The 18,878-nt window shown below is 63.3% G+C and carries 19 protein-coding genes; 9 read left to right on the top strand and 10 right to left on the bottom strand.

Annotated elements, in window-relative coordinates; genetic code table 11:
* Positions 1 to 94: 94 nt before the first annotated feature.
* From ACFRFQ_RS17480 to ACFRFQ_RS17450, 7 genes are all read left to right on the top strand, one after another.
* The gene (locus ACFRFQ_RS17480; RefSeq protein WP_138872887.1) at positions 95 to 1,825 is read left to right on the top strand and encodes a nitrite/sulfite reductase; all 1,731 of its coding nucleotides are present in this window, start codon (positions 95 to 97) and stop codon (positions 1,823 to 1,825) included.
* The gene (locus ACFRFQ_RS17475; RefSeq protein ID WP_378660044.1) at positions 1,822 to 2,535 is read left to right on the top strand and encodes a phosphoadenylyl-sulfate reductase; all 714 of its coding nucleotides are present in this window, start codon (positions 1,822 to 1,824) and stop codon (positions 2,533 to 2,535) included. The genes ACFRFQ_RS17480 and ACFRFQ_RS17475 overlap by 4 nt, the downstream gene beginning before the upstream one ends.
* On the top strand, positions 2,532 to 3,467 hold the full coding sequence (gene cysD, locus ACFRFQ_RS17470) for a sulfate adenylyltransferase subunit CysD (RefSeq protein WP_138872885.1): 936 nt from the start codon (positions 2,532 to 2,534) through the stop codon (positions 3,465 to 3,467). The genes ACFRFQ_RS17475 and cysD overlap by 4 nt, the downstream gene beginning before the upstream one ends.
* Complete coding sequence (locus tag ACFRFQ_RS17465; protein WP_095969758.1) at positions 3,467 to 4,753, top strand: sulfate adenylyltransferase subunit 1; 1,287 nt, start codon at positions 3,467 to 3,469, stop codon at positions 4,751 to 4,753. Before cysD ends, ACFRFQ_RS17465 begins: the two co-directional genes overlap by 1 nt.
* Positions 4,754 to 4,757: 4 nt before the next feature.
* Positions 4,758 to 5,513, top strand: a complete 756-nt coding sequence (locus ACFRFQ_RS17460; RefSeq protein ID WP_378660041.1) for a sirohydrochlorin chelatase — start codon at positions 4,758 to 4,760, stop codon at positions 5,511 to 5,513.
* Positions 5,514 to 5,578: 65 nt separating this feature from the next.
* The gene (locus ACFRFQ_RS17455) at positions 5,579 to 6,325 is read left to right on the top strand and encodes a DUF998 domain-containing protein (protein ID WP_378660038.1); all 747 of its coding nucleotides are present in this window, start codon (positions 5,579 to 5,581) and stop codon (positions 6,323 to 6,325) included.
* Positions 6,326 to 6,379: 54 nt separating this feature from the next.
* Entirely contained in the window at positions 6,380 to 7,276 is an 897-nt protein-coding gene (locus ACFRFQ_RS17450; RefSeq protein WP_378660035.1) for a universal stress protein, read from the top strand.
* A 9-nt stretch (positions 7,277 to 7,285) separates the two neighbouring features.
* Here the strand turns inward: ACFRFQ_RS17450 and ACFRFQ_RS17445 are convergent, their stop codons facing one another.
* The 6 genes from ACFRFQ_RS17445 to ACFRFQ_RS17420 all read right to left on the bottom strand — a co-directional run bounded on the left by ACFRFQ_RS17445 (position 7,286) and on the right by ACFRFQ_RS17420 (position 11,668).
* Complete coding sequence (locus tag ACFRFQ_RS17445; RefSeq protein ID WP_378660032.1) at positions 7,286 to 8,323, bottom strand: sulfate/molybdate ABC transporter ATP-binding protein; 1,038 nt, start codon at positions 8,321 to 8,323, stop codon at positions 7,286 to 7,288.
* Complete coding sequence (gene cysW / locus ACFRFQ_RS17440; RefSeq protein ID WP_378660031.1) at positions 8,320 to 9,126, bottom strand: sulfate ABC transporter permease subunit CysW; 807 nt, start codon at positions 9,124 to 9,126, stop codon at positions 8,320 to 8,322. The genes ACFRFQ_RS17445 and cysW overlap by 4 nt, the downstream gene beginning before the upstream one ends.
* Positions 9,126 to 9,971, bottom strand: coding sequence for a sulfate ABC transporter permease subunit CysT (gene cysT / locus ACFRFQ_RS17435; protein WP_378660029.1), 846 nt, complete (start codon positions 9,969 to 9,971; stop codon positions 9,126 to 9,128). The genes cysW and cysT overlap by 1 nt, the downstream gene beginning before the upstream one ends.
* Positions 9,972 to 9,978: 7 nt before the next feature.
* Positions 9,979 to 11,010 (bottom strand): sulfate ABC transporter substrate-binding protein, encoded by a 1,032-nt coding sequence (locus tag ACFRFQ_RS17430; protein WP_378660026.1) that lies wholly within the window; start codon positions 11,008 to 11,010, stop codon positions 9,979 to 9,981.
* 204 nt (positions 11,011 to 11,214) lie between these two features.
* Positions 11,215 to 11,304, bottom strand: a complete 90-nt coding sequence (locus ACFRFQ_RS17425) for an Ms4533A family Cys-rich leader peptide (protein WP_313905520.1) — start codon at positions 11,302 to 11,304, stop codon at positions 11,215 to 11,217.
* Positions 11,305 to 11,446: 142 nt separating this feature from the next.
* Positions 11,447 to 11,668, bottom strand: a complete 222-nt coding sequence (locus tag ACFRFQ_RS17420; RefSeq protein ID WP_378660022.1) for a hypothetical protein — start codon at positions 11,666 to 11,668, stop codon at positions 11,447 to 11,449.
* A gap of 83 nt (positions 11,669 to 11,751) precedes the next feature.
* On the opposite strand from ACFRFQ_RS17420, the gene ACFRFQ_RS17415 reads away from it, so the two are divergent.
* Positions 11,752 to 13,710, top strand: a complete 1,959-nt coding sequence (locus ACFRFQ_RS17415) for a glycoside hydrolase family 15 protein (protein WP_378660019.1) — start codon at positions 11,752 to 11,754, stop codon at positions 13,708 to 13,710.
* A gap of 23 nt (positions 13,711 to 13,733) precedes the next feature.
* Here the strand turns inward: ACFRFQ_RS17415 and ACFRFQ_RS17410 are convergent, their stop codons facing one another.
* On the bottom strand, positions 13,734 to 14,669 hold the full coding sequence (locus ACFRFQ_RS17410; protein WP_378660016.1) for an NAD(P)H-dependent flavin oxidoreductase: 936 nt from the start codon (positions 14,667 to 14,669) through the stop codon (positions 13,734 to 13,736).
* A 6-nt stretch (positions 14,670 to 14,675) separates the two neighbouring features.
* Positions 14,676 to 16,568 carry a translation elongation factor 4 gene (gene lepA / locus ACFRFQ_RS17405; RefSeq protein ID WP_378660013.1) on the bottom strand — a complete coding sequence of 631 codons (1,893 nt, stop codon included), beginning with the start codon at positions 16,566 to 16,568 and terminating at the stop codon, positions 14,676 to 14,678.
* A 73-nt stretch (positions 16,569 to 16,641) separates the two neighbouring features.
* Between lepA and ACFRFQ_RS17400 the strand changes: the two genes are divergently transcribed.
* Entirely contained in the window at positions 16,642 to 17,160 is a 519-nt protein-coding gene (locus ACFRFQ_RS17400; RefSeq protein WP_378660011.1) for a type II toxin-antitoxin system PemK/MazF family toxin, read from the top strand.
* Positions 17,161 to 17,209: 49 nt separating this feature from the next.
* On the opposite strand, the gene ACFRFQ_RS17395 is transcribed toward ACFRFQ_RS17400, so the two are convergent.
* Both ACFRFQ_RS17395 and ACFRFQ_RS17390 read right to left on the bottom strand, forming a co-directional pair.
* Positions 17,210 to 17,983: an aquaporin gene (locus ACFRFQ_RS17395; RefSeq protein WP_138872872.1), complete on the bottom strand. Its 774-nt coding sequence runs from the start codon at positions 17,981 to 17,983 to the stop codon at positions 17,210 to 17,212.
* 60 nt (positions 17,984 to 18,043) lie between these two features.
* The gene (locus tag ACFRFQ_RS17390; protein ID WP_378660610.1) at positions 18,044 to 18,874 is read right to left on the bottom strand and encodes a transglutaminase domain-containing protein; all 831 of its coding nucleotides are present in this window, start codon (positions 18,872 to 18,874) and stop codon (positions 18,044 to 18,046) included.
* Between the last annotated feature and the right edge of the window lie 4 nt (positions 18,875 to 18,878).

Raw genomic sequence — 18,878 nt, 5'->3', positions numbered from 1 at the left:
GGTCCGGTGCACCCCGATCGGACAGAGTCACAACGCTGCAGCGTTTGTGTGCCTCGCGCCTGATCAACACCGCCGAAGATCCAGGAGTTCATCGATGACGTCGACAACCGACGCCGCCCAGACTGCCGAGTCGGCAGCGCCCGCCGCGGCACGGCCTGCACGCGCTGCTCGCCCCACGAAGCAGCGCGCCGAAGGTCAGTGGGCCCTCGGATACCGCGAGCCGCTCAACGCCAACGAGCAGGCCAAGAAGGACGACAACCCGCTCAACGTGCGAGCGCGCATCGAGAACATCTACTCGAAGCAGGGTTTCGACAGCATCGACAAGAGCGACCTGCGTGGCCGGTTCCGTTGGTGGGGCCTCTACACCCAGCGCGAAGAGGGATACGACGGCACCTTCACCGGCGACGAGAACCTCGACCTCCTCGAGGCCAAGTACTTCATGATGCGAGTGCGCTGCGACGCCGGCGCACTCAACGTCGAGCAGCTGCGCACCATCTCCGGTATCTCGAAGGAGTTCGGCCGGAACACCGCCGACCTGTCCGACCGTGAGAACGTGCAGTTCCACTGGATCGAGGTCGAGAACGTCCCGGAGATCTGGAAGCGTCTCGAAGCCGTCGGACTCAAGACCACCGAAGCGTGCGGTGACTGCCCCCGCGTTGTCCTCGGTTCTCCGCTGGCCGGCGAATCGCTCGACGAGGTCCTCGATCCCACTCCCGCGATCGACGAGATCGTGCGCCGCTACATCGGTGACCCCAAGTACTCCAACCTGCCGCGCAAGTTCAAGACCGCCATCTCCGGTCAGCAGGATGTCGTTCACGAGATCAACGACATCGCCTTCATCGGCGTGAACCACCCCGAGCACGGTCCCGGACTCGACCTCTGGGTCGGCGGCGGCCTCTCCACCAACCCGATGCTCGCGCAGCGCGTCGGCGCCTGGATTCCGCTCGACGAGGTTCCCGACGTCTGGGAAGGTGTTGTCTCGATCTTCCGCGACTACGGCTACCGTCGTCTGCGCGCCAAGGCCAGGCTCAAGTTCCTCATCAAGGACTGGGGCATCGAGAAGTTCCGCGAAGTTCTCGAGACCGAGTACCTCAAGCGTCCGCTCATCGACGGTCCCGCACCGGAGAAGCCCACGCGCCCGATCGATCACGTCGGCATCCAGAAGACCCGAAACGGCCTCAACGCAGTCGGTTTCGCACCGATCGCCGGCCGCGTCTCCGGCGACATCCTGGGACAGGTCGCCGATGCGGCGGAGAAGGCCGGCAGCGACCGGATCCGCTTCACCCCGTACCAGAAGCTCATCATCCTCGACGTTGCCGACGAGACCCTCGAGCCTCTCATCGCCGACCTCGACGCACTGGGCCTGCCCGCACGTCCGTCGCACTGGCGCAAGAACCTCATGGCCTGCTCCGGCATCGAGTTCTGCAAGCTCTCGTTTGCCGAAACCCGCAAGCGCTCACAGGTTCTCGTTCCGGAACTCGAAGAGCGCCTGGCCGACATCAACAGCCAGCTCGACGTGCCGATCACCATCAACATCAACGGCTGCCCCAACTCGTGCGCCCGCTCGCAGGTCGCGGACATCGGCTTCAAGGGCCAGCTCGTCGACGACGGCGACGGGAATCAAGTGGAGGGTTTTCAGGTTCACCTGGGAGGCAGCCTCGGATTCGACAGCGCCTTCGGACGCAAGCTGCGCCAGCACAAGGTCACCAGCCTCGAGATGGGTGACTACATCGACCGCGTCGTACGCCAGTTCGCGAAGAACCGCAACGAAGGTGAGCGGTTCGCCGAATGGGCAGTGCGAGCAGACGAAGGAGATTTGCGATGACAGTGGACATTTCGCGAGCAAGCACCGACGAACTTCGCGCAATCGCCGAGCGCGGCGCCGTAGAACTCGACGGCGCCAACGCACAGGAACTGTTGCAGTGGACCGAGGACACGTTCGGTGACTCGTACATTGTTGCGTCGAACATGCAGGACGGGGTGCTGGTTCACCTTGCCGCACAGGTGCATCCGGGCGTCGACGTACTCTTCCTCGACACCGGCTACCACTTCCCCGAAACCATCGGCACACGTGACGCTGTCGAGCAGGTGTACGGCGTCAACGTCATCAACGCTCGCGCACTCGCCAGCGTCGGTGAGCAGGACATCGCGGAAGGCAAGGACCTCTTCGCCCGCGACCCCAATCGCTGCTGCGCACTCCGCAAGGTCGCGCCGCTCAAGCAGACGCTGTCCGGCTACAGCGCGTGGGTGACCGGCATCCGCCGCGTCGAGGCTCCCACCCGCGCCAACGCTCCCCTGATCTCCTTCGACGAGGGCTTCGGACTCGTCAAGATCAACCCGATCGCGCCGTGGTCGGACGAGGAGATGCAGAACTACATCGACACCCATTCCATCCTCGTCAATCCACTTGTCGACGAGGGCTATCCATCCATCGGCTGCGCGCCCTGCACCAGCAAGCCAGCCCCCGGCAGCGATCCGCGTAGCGGTCGTTGGGCCGGTGCCTCCAAGACAGAATGCGGGTTGCACGCATCATGACAGTTGATTTGACACCCTCACGGCCTCAGCTCGACGGCACGCAGTTCGATACCCTCGACGCCCTCGAGTCCGAAGCAATCCACATCTTCCGAGAGGTAGCCGGCGAGTTCGAACGCCCGGTCATCCTGTTCTCGGGCGGCAAGGACTCCACGGTGCTTCTGCACCTGGCCATCAAGGCCTTCTGGCCTGCGCCCCTGCCGTTCACTCTGCTGCACGTCGACACCGGTCACAACCTGCAGGAAGTTCTCGACTTCCGCGACCACGTCGTGGCGAAGTACAACCTGCGCCTGCACGTGGCCAGCGTCGAGGAGTACATCGCGGACGGTCGGCTCACCGAGCGTCCCGACGGTATCCGCAACCCGCTGCAGACCGTTCCGTTGCTGGACGCGATCTCCGAGAACCGCTTCGACGCCGTCTTCGGTGGCGCTCGACGCGACGAGGAGCGCGCCCGCGCCAAGGAGCGGATCTTCTCGCTGCGCAACGCTTTCGGTCAGTGGGACCCCAAGAAGCAGCGCCCGGAGCTGTGGAACCTGTACAACGGTCGCCACTCCCCCGGCGAGCAGGTGCGCGTCTTCCCGCTCAGCAACTTCACCGAGCTGGATATCTGGCGTTACATCGCCCGCGACAACGTCGAACTCGCCAGCATCTACTACTCCCACCAGCGTCCGGTGTACCAGCGCGACGGCATGTGGATGACCCCCGGCGTCTGGGGCGGTCCGACCGAAGGCGAAGAGCTGCAGACCCTTTCGGTGCGTTACCGCACCGTCGGCGACGGCTCCACCACCGGTGCTGTCCTCTCCGATGCAGCTGACAACGAAGCGATTCTCGCCGAGGTTGCCGCATCACGTTTGACCGAGCGCGGCGCGACCCGTGGCGACGACCGAGTTTCCGAAGCGGCCATGGAAGACCGCAAGCGAGAGGGCTACTTCTGATGAGCGATCTGCTCAGACTGGCAACTGCCGGCAGCGTCGACGACGGAAAGTCCACCCTCGTGGGCCGTCTGTTGTACGACACCAAATCCGTTCTCGCCGACCAGATCGACGCCGTGACCCGCGCGTCGGTGGACCGCGGTCTCGACACCCCTGACCTCTCGCTTCTGGTGGACGGTCTGCGCGCCGAGCGTGAGCAGGGCATCACGATCGACGTGGCGTACCGCTACTTCGCGACTCCCAAGCGCACGTTCGTGCTGGCCGATACACCGGGCCACGTGCAGTACACCCGCAACACGGTCTCCGGTGCCTCGACGGCGCAGCTCGTGATCCTGCTGGTCGATGCCCGCAAGGGTGTCATCGCGCAGACGCGTAGGCACGCAGCCGTTCTCGCGCTGCTCGGTGTTCCGAAGCTCGTTCTCGCCGTGAACAAGATCGACCTCGTCGAGAACCCCGAAGAGGTCTTCACCTCGATCTCCGCCGAGTTCAACGAGCTCACCAGCTCACTGGGCTGGGCAAGTGAAGACGTCGTCGAGATCCCGGTGTCGGCTCTGCACGGTGACAACGTCGCCATCCGCTCGGACAAGACCCCGTACTACACCGGCCCCACGCTGATCGAGCATCTCGAGTCGATTCCGGTCGACGCCGAGCCGCATCGCGTCGGCCTGCGTTTCCCGGTGCAGTACGTGATCCGTCCCCGCACCGCCGAGTTCCTCGATTACCGCGGCTACGCCGGCCAGGTTGCCGCCGGCTCGGTTGTCCCCGGCGACGAAGTAGTGATCCTGCCTTCGGGCACCCGTACCACCGTCACCCGGATCGACACCGCCGACGGTGAACTGGACGTCGCCCACGCCGGCCGCAGCGTCACGCTGATCCTCGCCGACGACGTCGACGTCTCACGCGGCGACACCATTGCGTCACCGTCGGATGCACCGGAGCCGATCGGCGAATTCGACGCCACCGTCTGCTGGCTGGCCGAAAAGCCGCTGCGTCCGGGCGCACGTCTGCTGCTCAAGCACGGCACACGCACGACGCAGGCCATCGTGGGCAGCCTGGTGGAGCGTTTCAACGAGCAGGATCTCACCACGGATCAGGGCCCGGAAACTCTCGAGCTCAACGAGATCGGCAAGATCTCGATCCGCGTGGCCGAGCCGATCGTGGCTGACGACTATGCCGTCAACCGCCACACGGGCAGCTTCCTGCTGATCGATCCCGCTGGTGGAAACACCCTCGCCGCCGGCCTGGTCGGCGACGTCATTTCCGCTGTCGAGTTGGGCGAGCGCGTCTAAGCAGATGGTTCCGCTCATTGCTGTTGCTCATGGCAGCCGTGATCCCCGTTCTGCACGGGTGATCGCGGCTGCCGTGGCGACTCTTCGTGAAGCCCGGCCAGACCTCGATGTCCGGTTGGCTTTCCTGGATCTCAATGCGCCGTCGATCGACCAGGTGCTGGACGGTGTCGCGGCGGAGGGTTACACGCAGGCCGCCGTGGTCCCGATGTTGCTGGGCAACGCTTTCCACGCGCGAGTCGACCTACCAGGACTCCTCGCAGCTGCCGCGCTGCGCCACCCGCAGTTGGCAGTGACCCAAGCCGACGTGCTGGGTCGTGACGTTCGATTGGCCGAGGCGGTGCGCGAGAGAATCCTCGAAGCCGGCGCGCATCCGGACGACCCGTCCGTCGGGGTTGCTCTCGCCGCAGTCGGTTCGTCCGACGCTGATGCCAACGCCGCAACTGCAGAGTTGGCGGCCGTCCTTCGTGCCGGAACCAACTGGTCGGGCGTTCACATCTGCTTCGCCACGTCCGCGGAACCGACAGTTGCCCAGGCAATCTCCGCTCTCGAACACGACGGCGCCGAACGTATCGTCGTCGCTCCGTGGTTCTTGGCTCCCGGACTGCTGACCGATCGACTCAGCACTGAAGCAACCGCGGCCTTCCACGGCACGGTCTTCGCGGACACGATCGGTGCCCACACTCTGCTGGTCGAGACGATGATCGACCGGTACACCACCGCGCTCGGAACCCTGCCCGGCCGGTTGGTTCGCTCCGCCTGAGCAATTTCCACAGGCCGTTATCAGATTGTTACCGTACCGTTGGATTCATCCAACGAGCAGGGAGCATGACGATCACTCACAATCTCCGACTCGGCACCGCCGGCGTCGCCTGGGTCCTTTCCGTCCTGTACCTACTGGTCGAGATCCTCACCGCCGGCGCCTGGAAGACTCCCTACAGTTTTGCGCGCGATTCCATCAGCTCACTGGGTGTCACAACGTGCAGCACAGATTCGTGTTCACCACTGCACGACGTGATGAATGCCGCGTTCATGATTCTCGGCGCGCTCACCATTTTCGGAGCAGCGTTGCTGCACAAGTACATTCCGGACGGTCGCACAAAGAAATGGATACTAGGACTGGCCGTCGTCGTAGCCTTGAGCACCGCTGCCACCGGGATGTTCCCCGCCAACGACGGCACCTTCGTCCACTGGACCGCCGTCCTGCCCGGTTTTGTCGCCCGCCACGCCGTCCTCGTTCTCCTCGCTGTCGCTTTCTGGAACCACAGACGGTGGATCGCGGTGTGGTCCGGCCTGTGCGCGGCAACAGGACTCGTCGGTGCCGTGCTTCTACTCGGCCGAACCCTCACCTTCGGACTCGGTGAACGTCTCACGCTCTATCCACTACCGATGTGGATGGCCGTCACCGGCGTCGCCGCGCTCCTCGCCCTGATGCGCCGAACCGTTCTGAAGAACGTCGACATGACACTTCTCGGTAACGGATTCATCACTGCCCTGCTGTCACTGCGGCCACGCCGATCGCTACCCCCGGTCTCCACCGACGTCCTGGCGCAGCGAGCGAAGGCTTCCGTGTAGCGAACCCGAGGTGAGCAGGGACACACTGGTAGGAGGCGACGCGAGGAGACTCCCATGACCAGTGCATCTGTTCGACACGGAATCGTGGCCGGAATCGACGGCTCCCCCGGCGCGGTGAACGCTGCGCGATGGGCGGCGTCCGCAGCCAGGAAATTCGACGAACCCCTCCGCCTGACACATGTGCTGCCCGGACAGCCGGATTTCAGCGAAGGCGGTGCCGTGACCGACGAAGAGATGTTCGATCGTCACATCCGTATCGAAGGTGCGAAGTTCGTCGAGGAGGCCGAGAACGCCATTCGTGACGACCACACGGACGTCACCATCGAACGTGCATTTGTCGCCGGCACCCCCGCGACAGCGCTCGTCGAACTGTCGAAAACCGCAAGAATTCTCTCACTCGGCCAAGCCGGAACCACCGAGATGCAGTCCGTCTTCCTGGGATCCGACACGATCAGAGTAGTGAACCGCGCCCATTGCCCGGTCACCGTCTTCCGTGGCAGCAGCGACCACGCCACGACCGACTCGCGGCCCATCGTCGTCGGTATCGACGGCAGCAAACTCAGCGAACTCGCTACCGGCCACGCCTTCGAGTTTGCGGCGTTTCTGGGTGTGCCCCTCGTTGCCGTTCACACCTGGAACGAACATGCCTCGCTCGGCGGATACTCCGAAGCGCGGCGATTCACCGATTGGGGTCCGTACGAGGAACACGAGAACGCACTGCTTTCCGAATGCCTCGCCGGTTGGACCGAGAAGTACCCGGAGGTCGAGGTCACTCGCAGTGTGCAGAGAAGTGGACCGATGAAGGCACTTCTCGAGCATTCGGCCGAGGCTCAACTAGTTGTCGTGGGAAGCCACGGCCGAAGCCCGTTCATGGCCTCGATCGTGGGTTCCACCAGCCAGAGCCTGATTCACCACGCGCAGTGCCCCGTGATGGTGTGCCGCGAAGGGTGAGAAAACCCGTCACACCTGGCCGACGAGGCTCACCACCGTCGGAGATTCCACCGGCGATTCCGGAAGGTCGGGCACGCGGGTCGCGCGGGCGTACACCGTCTCGCCGGCTTCCAGATGCAGAGCAGCGCTGTCGCCGCGCGTGACCTGAGCGGAGAACAACTCCCCCGTCGCTTCGTTACGCAGGTCGACACGAACCTCGAAGCCCAGGTACACCACCCGTTCGACGGTGGCACGGGTAATACCGAGTGATTCGGCGGTTCCGGCTTCCTGAGCGAGAGCCATGCTGGGATCGCGGCCGAGACGAATGTCGTGCGGACGCACCAACTGGCCGTTGAGCTTGGCTACCGACCCGAGGAAGGACATCACGAAATCATTGGCCGGGCGGTCGTAGAGGTCGGCGGGTTCACCGATCTGCTCGATCCGCCCCTTGTTGAGCACGGCGATGCGATCAGCGACGTCGAGAGCTTCTTCCTGGTCGTGGGTGACCAGAACCGTCGTCACATGCACTTCGTCGTGCAGTCGGCGCAGCCACGTGCGCAGGTCTGCACGAACCTTCGCGTCCAACGCGCCGAAAGGCTCGTCCAGCAACAGCACCTGCGGATCGACGGCAAGGGCACGCGCCAACGCCATGCGCTGACGCTGACCACCGGAAAGCTGTGCGGGATAACGATGCTGGAAACCGTCGAGTCCGACGATCTCGAGAAGCTCGTTGACCTTCTTCTCGATCTCCGGCTTCGGACGCTTACGGATCTTGAGACCGAAGGCGACGTTGTCGCGAACCGTCATGTGCTTGAACGCAGCGTAATGCTGGAACACAAATCCGATGTCGCGCTTCTGCGGAGAGACGCCGGTGACGTCTTTCCCTGCGATGGTGACTGTTCCCGAATCGAGTTGTTCGAGCCCCGCGATCGAGCGCAGTAGCGTCGACTTGCCTGAGCCGCTCGGCCCGAGCAGTGCGGTCAGGGAACCGGACGGGATGTCGATGGACACGTCGTCGAGCGCCGCGAAGTCACCGTAGTTCTTGCGCGCCCCGGTCACTGTGATCATGTGTTGCTCCTCTTGCGGTCCAGCAGCGTCATCAGCAACAGGACAATGATGGCGATGCCCATCAGCAGAGTAGCTGCCGAATACGCACCAAAGGTGTTGTGATCGTCGATGTATCGCGAATGTACGAGCAAGGTCAACGTCTGGGATACCCCGGGGAAGCCCGACGACACCATGATGACGGCTCCGAACTCACCGAGCGAGCGCGCAACGGTCAACACGATTCCGTAGGTCAGGCCCCACCGGATCGCGGGCAACGTGATGCGCCAGAACGTCTGCCACCCCGAAGCGCCCAGCGTTGCCGCGGCCTGCTCCTGCTCGTCACCGATCTCGTGCAGGACGGGTTCGACCTCGCGGACGACAAACGGCAACGTGACGAAAATGGTCGCGAGCACCATTCCCGGCAACCCGAAGATCACCTTGAACCCCAAGGACTCGATTCCGCCGAACCAGCCATTTGCGCCCCACAGCAGGATCAGCGACACACCGACCACAACAGGTGAGACCGCAAACGGCAGGTCGACGACGGACTGCAGAACACCGCGACCGGGAAAACGCCCGCGCACCAGGGCAAGTGCAGTGACAATTCCGAAGATCACGTTGATCGGCACCACGATCACCACGATGAGCAGCGACAGATTCAACGCCGAAATAGCCGCAGGCGTCGTGATCGAGTCGATGAATGCCCCGATCCCGTTCTCGAACGTGCGCGTCAAGATCACGCCGATCGGCACCACCAGGAGAACGAACAAATACAGAAGCGCAACGGACCGCAGTCCGATCCGCGATTTCGTGGACACCTTCATCAGCCGCGTTCCTCACGTCGTTGGCCCCGAGAAGCGAAGAGACGCAGAACGAACAGCGTCACGAACGCGATGAGCAGCAAGGCCACCGACACCGCAGCAGCATTGGTGGGACGATCGATTTCGATCTGCTGCTGAATGTACTGCGACGTCACCTGCGTCACGCGCGGAATGTTGCCGCCGATGAGGACCACGGAACCGTATTCACCGATAGCTCGCGCAAACGCCAGGCCGGCTCCGGAAATCACGGCGGGAGCCAGCGTCGGCAACACCACGGAACGGAAGATCGTCCAGTTGGACGCACCCAAAGATGCTGCCGCTTCCTCTACTTCACGATCGACCTCCATCAGCACCGGTTGCACCGAACGCACCACGAACGGCAGCGTCACGAATGCCAGCGCGACGATCAGGCCGGGCTGAGTTGCGTTGAGGTGAATGTCGATCGGTGACTGCGGTCCGTACAGCGACAGCAGCACGATCGACGCCACGATGGTCGGCAACGCAAACGGCAGGTCGATCATCGCGTTCACAATTCGCTTGCCCGGGAACTCGTCTCGCACAAGCACCCACGCGATGATCGTGCCCATCACGACGTTGATCAACGCCACGACGATCGAGGCGAACAACGTCACCCGCAACGACGCCAACGCAACTGGTGCGGTGATGGCGTCCCAGAACCCGGCTATACCGTCGTCGAAAGCGGTGACGGTCAGCGCCGCGAGTGGCAGCAGGACGATGACGGAAAGCCAGAGTGTGGCCACGCCGATGCCGAGTGGCCCGACGCTTCCCGTGACCCGCGCGAGTTTGGGTTTGCGGGTCACGGGTGTGCGTTCAATGGTGTCGGTCACGGCAGTCTTACTTGGTTGCGTTGTCGTAGATTACGGCGATGGAACCGGTGTCCTTGGTGAACAGTTCGGCGTCGACGGTCTTCCAGCCACCCAGATCCGTGATGGTCCACAGCTTCGTGGGCTCGGGGAACTTGTCTGCGAACTCGGCGGCAACCGCGGGATCAACCGGGCGGAACCCTGCTTCGGCCCACAGCTTCTGGCCGTCGGTGGTGTAGAGGTAATCCTTGAACGCCGTTGCCTTCTCCAGGACCTTGCTGTTCGACAGCACAGCGACCGGGTTCTCGATCTTGAACGTCGTCGGCGGGGTGACGTGCTCGACCGGATCTCCGTTGCCCTCGATGAACAGTGCTTCGTTCTCGTAGCTGATCAGAACGTCGCCGCTACCCTGCAAGAAGGCTTCCGATGCTTCGCGGCCCGACTTCGGCTGGATCTTGACGTGATCGTTGACGAGCGCGGTGATGTAGTCGAGCCCGGCCTGCGGGTTCTTGCCGCCGTCACTCTTTGCCGCGTACGGCGCCAGCAGGTTCCACTTGGCCGAGCCCGAACTGAACGGGTTCGGGGTGACAACCTCGAGGCCGGGCTGCAGCAGGTCGTCCCAGTCCTTGATGCCCTTCGGGTTTCCCGGACGCGTCACGATGGTGACAACCGATCCGAACGGAATTCCGTTGTAGGCGTCCTGATTCCAGTTCTTGTCCACCAGACCGGCGTCGACGAGGCGCGTGATGTCGGGCTCGACGGAGAAGTTGACGAAATCGGCTTCAGCACCGTCCTTCACCTTGCGCGACTGGTCACCCGAAGCGCCGTACGACGGGTTGAACGCGACGTTCTTACCGTCTTCCGTCTCCTGGAAGGCGGGAATCAGCTTGTCGAAGCCGGGCTTCGGGACCGCGTAGGCAAACAGGTTGATCGTGCCGGCGCTACCGTCGCTGGAAACGGCGTCGGCGCCGACGGTATCGCTCGAGCCACCGCTGCACGCTGTGAGTACCACGGCCCCCATGGTCGCGATAGCAGTGAGGAGTGTGCGGGAACGGCGTTTCATTGCAGATACCTTCCGAGAGGGCTGACAAAAAAGGGCTGACAGAGCGTGAAAGTCCGAGACCTCTGGGGCTGAATCCATCGGGACGTTCGGACATGGAGAGCCGACGGGGCTTTCAGAGGCCCTTGGTCGGGGGGCGCGAACTACGCGCAGAAGAGTTCGAGCGGGGCGCACAGGCGCCGCCGCGGAATTCGAACTACAGGAAAATCAACAACAGGCGACGTCAGCGACGTCGAGCATGCCGACAGCGATCAACGCCAACTGGTGGCGGATCTCAGGAGCTGCTGCTTCGGACACGTCGTGGACTCTAGCAGAGCGTTCCGGCGGTCTCGAATCGAATCTCTACCGAGTGAGAAGCCACGCCACGATACACAGAAGGATCAGGGCGATCAGGGCAAGAGTGACCCGTGAGCGGGGCATCGGTTTTCCTCGACTTCTCTCAGGATTTCTCAGGCGTTTTATCGGAGACCGTCGCCGGGTTGCGTCGCAGCCACTCGAAGACCGGCGACGACAACACCGCTGACAATCCGCGATCCAAACCGATCGCGACGCCGGCGCACAGTGGAAGCACGACGGCAAGGACCAACACGACCTGTGGGATGAAGGGAAGCCCCGCAATCCACAGCTCCACGCCGTCCCACCACCCTGCAATTCGCTCCACGCCCATCACCCTATCGTTCGGGGCCACCGGCACCGAATGCCCGTGGAGTGGACGTGCCTCAGATCTGGCCGGACAATGTCCGAATGAGTGTCGACGACGAAGTAATGCAGGCCGTCCCCTCCACAACGGCAGGCCACCATCGAAGCACCTTCCCACCCATCGACGACTACGCATTTCTGTCCGACTGCGAGACATCCTGCTTGATCGCCCGGAACGGATCCGTGGAGTGGATGTGCGTCCCACGCCCCGACTCTCCGAGCGTCTTCGGCGCGATCCTGGATCGCAGTGCAGGGCACTTCCGGATCGGCCCGTACGGCCAGAACGTGCCGGCCGCCCGCCGCTACCTTCCCGGCGGGCTCATTCTCGAGACCACCTGGCAGACCGAGACCGGATGGCTCGTCGTGCGCGACGCACTGGTTCTCGGCCCGTGGCACAACGTCGACAAGCGTTCGAGCACTCACCGGCGTACCCCCACCGACTGGGATGCAGAACACATCCTGCTCCGCACTGTGAAGTGCGTCAGCGGCACAGTCGAGCTCGAGATGAGCTGCGAACCGGCCTTCGATTACCACCGCGGCGCCGCAATCTGGGAGTACACGGGCAAGGTGTACGAAGAGGCGACGGCTACGTGCCATTCCTCGCGGCCGGGCGATCATCCGTCACTTCGCCTCACCACCGATCTGCGGCTCGGACTCGAGGGTCGCGAAGCCCGTGCCCGCACCCGGTTGGTCGAGGGCGACAACGCGTTCGTCGCATTGTCGTGGTCAGAACTGCCGTCGCCGCAGACATTCGACGAAGCCGCCGAGATGATGTGGCAGACCGCAAAATCGTGGCGTGAATGGGTCACCATCGGCAAGTTCCCCGACCATCCGTGGCGGGCCTACCTGCAGCGCAGCGCACTCACCCTCAAGGGACTCACCTACGCCCCCACCGGCGCTCTCCTGGCCGCCTCCACGACATCTCTCCCGGAAACCCCTGGCGGAGAGCGCAACTGGGATTACCGCTACGCCTGGGTTCGCGATTCCACCTTCGCGCTCTGGGGCCTCTACACACTCGGTCTGGACCGCGAAGCCAACGATTTCTTCAACTTCATCTACGACGTCTCCAGTTCCGACCACGGGAAACCGCACCCCTTGCAAGTCATGTACGGCATCGGCGGTGAGCGCACACTCGAGGAATCCGAACTGAGCCATCTGTCCGGCTACGACGGTGCCCGGCCGGTACGCATCGGCAACGGCGCGTTCGACCAGAAGCAGCACGACATCTGGGGCACCATGCTCGACTCGGTGTATCTCCACATCCGCACCCGCGAACGCGTCCCCGAAGCGTTGTGGCCACTCCTCAAGAGGCAAGTCGAGGAAGCCATCAAGCATTGGCGTCAACCCGACCGCGGGATCTGGGAAGTGCGCGGCGAACCGCAGCACTTCACGTCGTCGAAGATCATGTGCTGGGTTGCACTCGACCGCGGCGCCAAGCTCGCAGAAATGCAGGGCGAGAAGAGCTTTGCCCAGCAATGGACCGCCATCGCCGACGAGATCAAAGCAGACATCCTCGCTCACGGCGTCGACTCACGCGGCGTACTCACTCAGCGATACGGCCACAATTCACTCGACGCGTCGCTGCTACTCGCGCCGCTCCTGCGTTTCCTCCCGGCCGACGATCCCCGCATCCGGGCAACCGTTCTTGCGATCGCCGACGAACTCACCGAAGAAGGCCTGGTTCTGCGCTATCGCGTCGACACCACCGACGACGGCTTGAGCGGCGAGGAGGGCACATTCACCATCTGCTCGTTCTGGCTGGTCTCGGCATTGGTCGAGATCGGCGAACTCGATCGCGCGAAGCACCTGTGTGAGCGTCTACTCGGATTTGCCAGCCCGCTCAAGCTCTACGCCGAGGAGATCGACGCACACACCGGCCGGCATCTCGGAAACTTCCCGCAGGCGTTCACACACCTGGCGTTGATCAACGCCGTGGTGCACGTGATCCGTGCCGAGGAGGCCGCCGAAGCCGGAGCCTTCCAGCCGGCACACAACGCGACGTAATCTCCTGCTGTGCGCCTTTACGGTTAAGAAAGGCGCACAGCAGAGAGGTGGCGCTCCGCATCCGCGCCGATCCGCCGAACCACGTCGGCGGCCGGATGAGTTCCGTGCACCAGCCCTACAGCTTCACCGGCGTACACGACGCCGTTGCGCGGATCGGACGGGTCGTACGCCTTCGCGAGAGTTTCCTCGTCGGCGTCGACGCCGTCCCACGCCGCCGTGAAGTCGTTGGCGATGGCTCGGCCACCCCAACGCTGCGGCCACGGCTGACTACGGGCCCGGTCGAACACAGAGGTGTACACCGTGTCCGCGCTCCCGGCTTCGACGACGCGATCACGCGCGTAGTCCGGGCCGACGGTTTCGGGGCTCGCGAGTAGTGCTGTCCCGATCATGACGCCCTGGCCACCGGCCGCGATGACTGCCGCCAGACCGCGGCCTGTTCCGATTCCACCGGCAGCGAGCACCGGCAGCGAGGTCGCTTCGAGAATCTCCTGCAGCAGCGGCAGAGTTCCGATTCGGCCGGTGTGGCCGCCTGCCTCACCGCCCTGCGCGATGACGGCGTCCACTCCGGCTGCCTCGACGATGCGGAGGTCTTCGATCGTATTGATCTGCGACACAACAGGAATCCCGGCGTCGTGGATGCGTCCGACATACGCTGCGGGATCCCCGAACGACAAGGTGATCATGGTCGGATTGACCGCGATCGCGGTGTCGAGCATCGACTCGTTCTCGGGCAGCGACCACGTCATGAGACCGACACCGAATCTCCCGCCGATCGACCGAGCCACGTCGGCTTCGGACTCGATCCACTCGGGCGTGTTGTATCTGGCCGCCCCCAGCAGACCCAACCCGCCGGCAGCGGAGACCGCGCCGGCGAGGGCGCCACCTGCTCGCCCACCCATGGGTGCCCCGAGAACGGGGATCTCGATTCCGAATTCTCGGGACAACCAGGTGGTGATCATGCGCTCCTACTTCTTGGGCTTCTCGCCGACCGATTCGGATGTCAGAGCCGCCACGAAGGCTTCCTGCGGAACCTCGACGCGGCCGATGGTCTTCATGCGCTTCTTGCCTTCCTTCTGCTTCTCGAGCAGCTTGCGCTTACGGCTGATGTCGCCGCCGTAGCACTTGGCAAGAACGTCCTTGCGGATCGCGCGAATGTTCTCGCGCGAGATGATCTTCGCGCCGATCGCGGCCTGGATCGGAACCTCAAACTGCTGGCGCGGGATGAGCTCGCGCAGCTTCGACGTCATACGGCCGCCGTAAGCACCGGCGTTGGAACGGTGAACGATCGAGGAGAACGCGTCGACGGCCTCGCCCTGCAGCAGGATGTCGACCTTCACCAGATCGGCCTGCTGCTCGCCGGCCTCTTCGTAGTCGAGGCTGGCGTAGCCCTTGGTACGGGACTTGAGCGCGTCGAAGAAGTCGAACATGATCTCGCCCATGGGCAATTCGTAACGCAGTTCGACGCGGGTTTCCGACAGGTAGTCCATGCCGCCGAGCTCACCGCGACGCGACTGGCACAGCTCCATGATGGCGCCGACGTACTCACTCGGCGCGATGACGGTGCACTTGGCGACCGGCTCGTAAACTTCACGAACCTTGCCTTCGGGCCAGTACGACGGGTTGGTGACGATGACCTCGGACCCGTCCTCCATCACGACGCGGTACACGACGTTGGGTGCGGTGGAAATCAGTTCGAGACCGAACTCGCGCTCGAGACGGTCACGGGTGATTTCCATGTGCAGCAGTCCGAGGAAGCCGCAGCGGAAACCGAATCCGAGAGCAACCGATGTCTCGGGCTCGTACGCCAGGGCCGCGTCGTTGAGGCGGAGCTTGTCCAGCGCGTCGCGCAGTACGGGGTAGTCCGAGCCGTCCATCGGGTAGAGGCCCGAGTAGACCATCGGCTTGGGATCGCGGTAACCGACGAGCGGTTCGGTGGCGCCGTTGCGCGTCGTGGTGACCGTGTCACCGACTCGCGACTGGCGAACGTCCTTCACACCCGTGATGAGGTAGCCCACCTCGCCGACACCCAGACCGATACTGGCCTTCGGCTCGGGCGAGATGATGCCGACCTCGAGCAGTTCGTGGGTGGTGCCCGTGGACATCATCGTGATCTTCTCGCGCGGACGGATCCGGCCGTCGACAACACGCACGTACGTGACCACGCCACGGTACGCGTCGTAGACCGAGTCGAAGATCATCGCGCGAGCCGGACCGTCCGCATCACCGACCGGTGCGGGGATCTGCACGATTACCTCGTCGAGAAGTTCCTTGACGCCCATGCCGGTCTTTCCCGAGACGCGCAGGACATCGCCGGGCTCGCAGCCGGTGATGTGCGCGATTTCCTCGGCATAGCGATCGGGATCAGCGGCCGGGAGGTCGATCTTGTTGAGGACGGGAATGATCTTGAGATCCTTCTCCATCGCCAGGTACAGGTTGGCCAGCGTCTGAGCTTCGATGCCCTGAGCCGCGTCGACCAGCAGAATCGCACCTTCACACGCCTCGAGCGCACGCGAGACCTCGTACGTGAAGTCGACGTGACCGGGAGTGTCGATGAGGTGGAGGACAAACTCTTCACCGTTGACAGTCCAGGGCAGGCGGACGTTCTGAGCCTTGATGGTGATGCCGCGTTCGCGCTCGATGTCCATGCGGTCCAGATACTGCGCACGCATCGCCCGCTCTTCGACCACACCGGTGAGCTGCAGCATGCGGTCTGCCAGCGTCGACTTACCGTGGTCGATGTGCGCAATGATGCAGAAGTTCCGGATCTGCGCAGGATCCGTGAACGTCTTGTCGGCGAAGCTGCTGATGGGAGACCCCTTAATCGGACCGGCACCGGCCCGGATCCGGGCCACTGTCAACCCTCAGGATATCCAAGTCTCGCAGCCGCCGCGTCAGGGGTTCCCGCGCGGCATGCGATTATGCTCGGTCGCCATGGCAAGCATGTGGAAGCAGCTCGGCAGAACCCTCGGCAACTTCGCTCTGGACAAGGGGCCGACGCTGCTACGCCAACTGCAGTCGTCGAACGCGCCGAAAGGCGCATCCGGTCGACCCGTCGCCGCCCGCACCGTCCCCACGGCGCATCGCGCCCGCAAGGTCGAGTACTCCCCTGACCTCGACGGCAAAGCCGATCCGGGCGAGATCGTCTGGACCTGGGTCGCTTACGAAGAGGATCCGACACAGGGCAAGGACCGACCCGTTCTCGTAGTCGGCCGAGACGGAAACACGCTCCTGGGTTTGATGCTGTCGTCGCAGAGCAAACGCAACGGCGAGCGGGACTGGGTCGCCATCGGATCCGGCCCGTGGGACAGCGAAGGCCGCCCGAGCTGGATCAGGCTGGATCGTGTCCTCGACGTTCCGGAAGCGGGCATTCGCCGCGAAGGAGCGGTCATGGACCGTAAGAAGTTCGACCTGGTCGCCACAAAACTTCGGGCCGACTTCAGTTGGAGCTGAAGTCGACCCGAGGACGACGCGTGACCGAATCGGTCAACTGTTCAAACGCTCAGCTGTTCAAGCGATTGAATCGGCCGAACAACGCGCGGTAGATGAGTGCGCCGAGTGCACCGCCGATGATCGGGAACACGATGAACAGCCACACTTGGCTCATGGCACCGACCTGGTAGGGAGCGACGGCAAGGCTGCGGGCCGGGTTCACGGATGTGTTGTCGATCGGGATCGAGATCAAGTGGATCACGGCGAGTGTGAAGCCGATGGACACACCGGCCAGCGGAACGTCGGAGATCTGGTCGGTGGACGCCAGAACGACAAACACCAGAAGCGCGGTCAGCAGAATCTCGATGATCATCGTGGCGCCGATGCCGTAGCCGTCGGACACCACCATTCCCAGGAGATTCTTCTCAGCCGACGGGCTGTGCGCTCCCCATCCGTTGGCACCCAGTCCGTCCGCCACTCTGTTGTAAGCCGGAAGGCTGTTTGCGACGGTATAGATGACCACACCCGCGAGCAGGCCGCCGATTACCTGCGCGACGATGTAAATGCCCGCATTCACTGCGGAGATTCGTCCGATGGCAAACTGACCGACAGTTACCGCGGGATTGACGTGACAGCCTGAAATTGGGCCGATGGCATACACCAGAAACAGCAGGGTCAAACCGAAAGCCAGAGCAACTCCGAGATTTCCGACTTTCGCGCCGGCAAATACGGCGGTGCCGACGGCAGAGAACACGAGTACAAATGTCCCCACCGCTTCGGCCGCATACTTTTTCACGTCCGAGATCGGTTCGACCTCGGTCAATTCCTGTGCAGTTGGAGACATATTCCCACCTTCTTCTCAATGAAACGGCAGTAATGCTCACGCGACTAGATTTGCCGGACTTTACGCAAGGCGAGTGATCTCCACAACAACTTCGAGATCTGTCGATCTGCCGCCGGAATAAATCCCCTTCAGCGGCGGCACATCCGAATAGTCTCGCCCTATCCCCACCGCGACGTGTTGTTCATTCACAGCTATCGCATTTGTCGGGTCGTACCCCCACCAGGCGCCCGTCCAGGCCTCGATCCAGGCATGCGACTCCCCCACCACCGTGTCCCCGACAGCGGCATCGCGCGCCGGATGAAGATATCCGGAAACATATCGACACGGGATTCCCATGGTGCGCAGTATGTCGAGCATCAAATGCGCGTAGTCCTGACAAACACCTTCGCGCGCTGCCCAGGCTTCTACCGCCGACGTGTGGACTCCGGTAGTGCCGGGGACGTAGGACATTTCGCCGTTCACCCAGCGCGAGACCGCCACCACCGCCTCCTCCGGTGTAAGCCCCTGTCGCAATTCTTCGGCAATTGCCGTGAACTTCTCGTCCCGCGGTACGTAATTCGTGAAACTCAATTGTTCGTTGAACCGATCCTTGATCGGATTGCCGGCCAACTCGTCCCACCCGACCTTTTCTTCCGGCGCGACAAACGGTTCCGTCTCCACAACGGAAAGGCCGGTGACTTCCAGTTCCTTATGCGGCGCATGAAGATCGAAAGCCGTCACCGCCGTACCCCAGTAATCGGTGTAGCGGTAGGCACGCGAAGCCGGCTGGGTCTCGACTCGGTTCAAGATGACCGTCTGCCGACCGTCGGCTCGCGGAGTCAGCCGAGCCTCGTTGTACGACGACGTCACCGGAGCCTCGTAGGCATATCCGGTGGTGTGCACGACCCTCATTCGC

The sequence above is a fragment of the Rhodococcus sp. NPDC056743 genome (assembly GCF_042790355.1).
GTDB lineage: Bacteria > Actinomycetota > Actinomycetes > Mycobacteriales > Mycobacteriaceae > Rhodococcus_F.
Note: the sequence above shows the minus strand (reverse complement) of the source record. Positions and strands in the feature narration are given on the sequence as shown.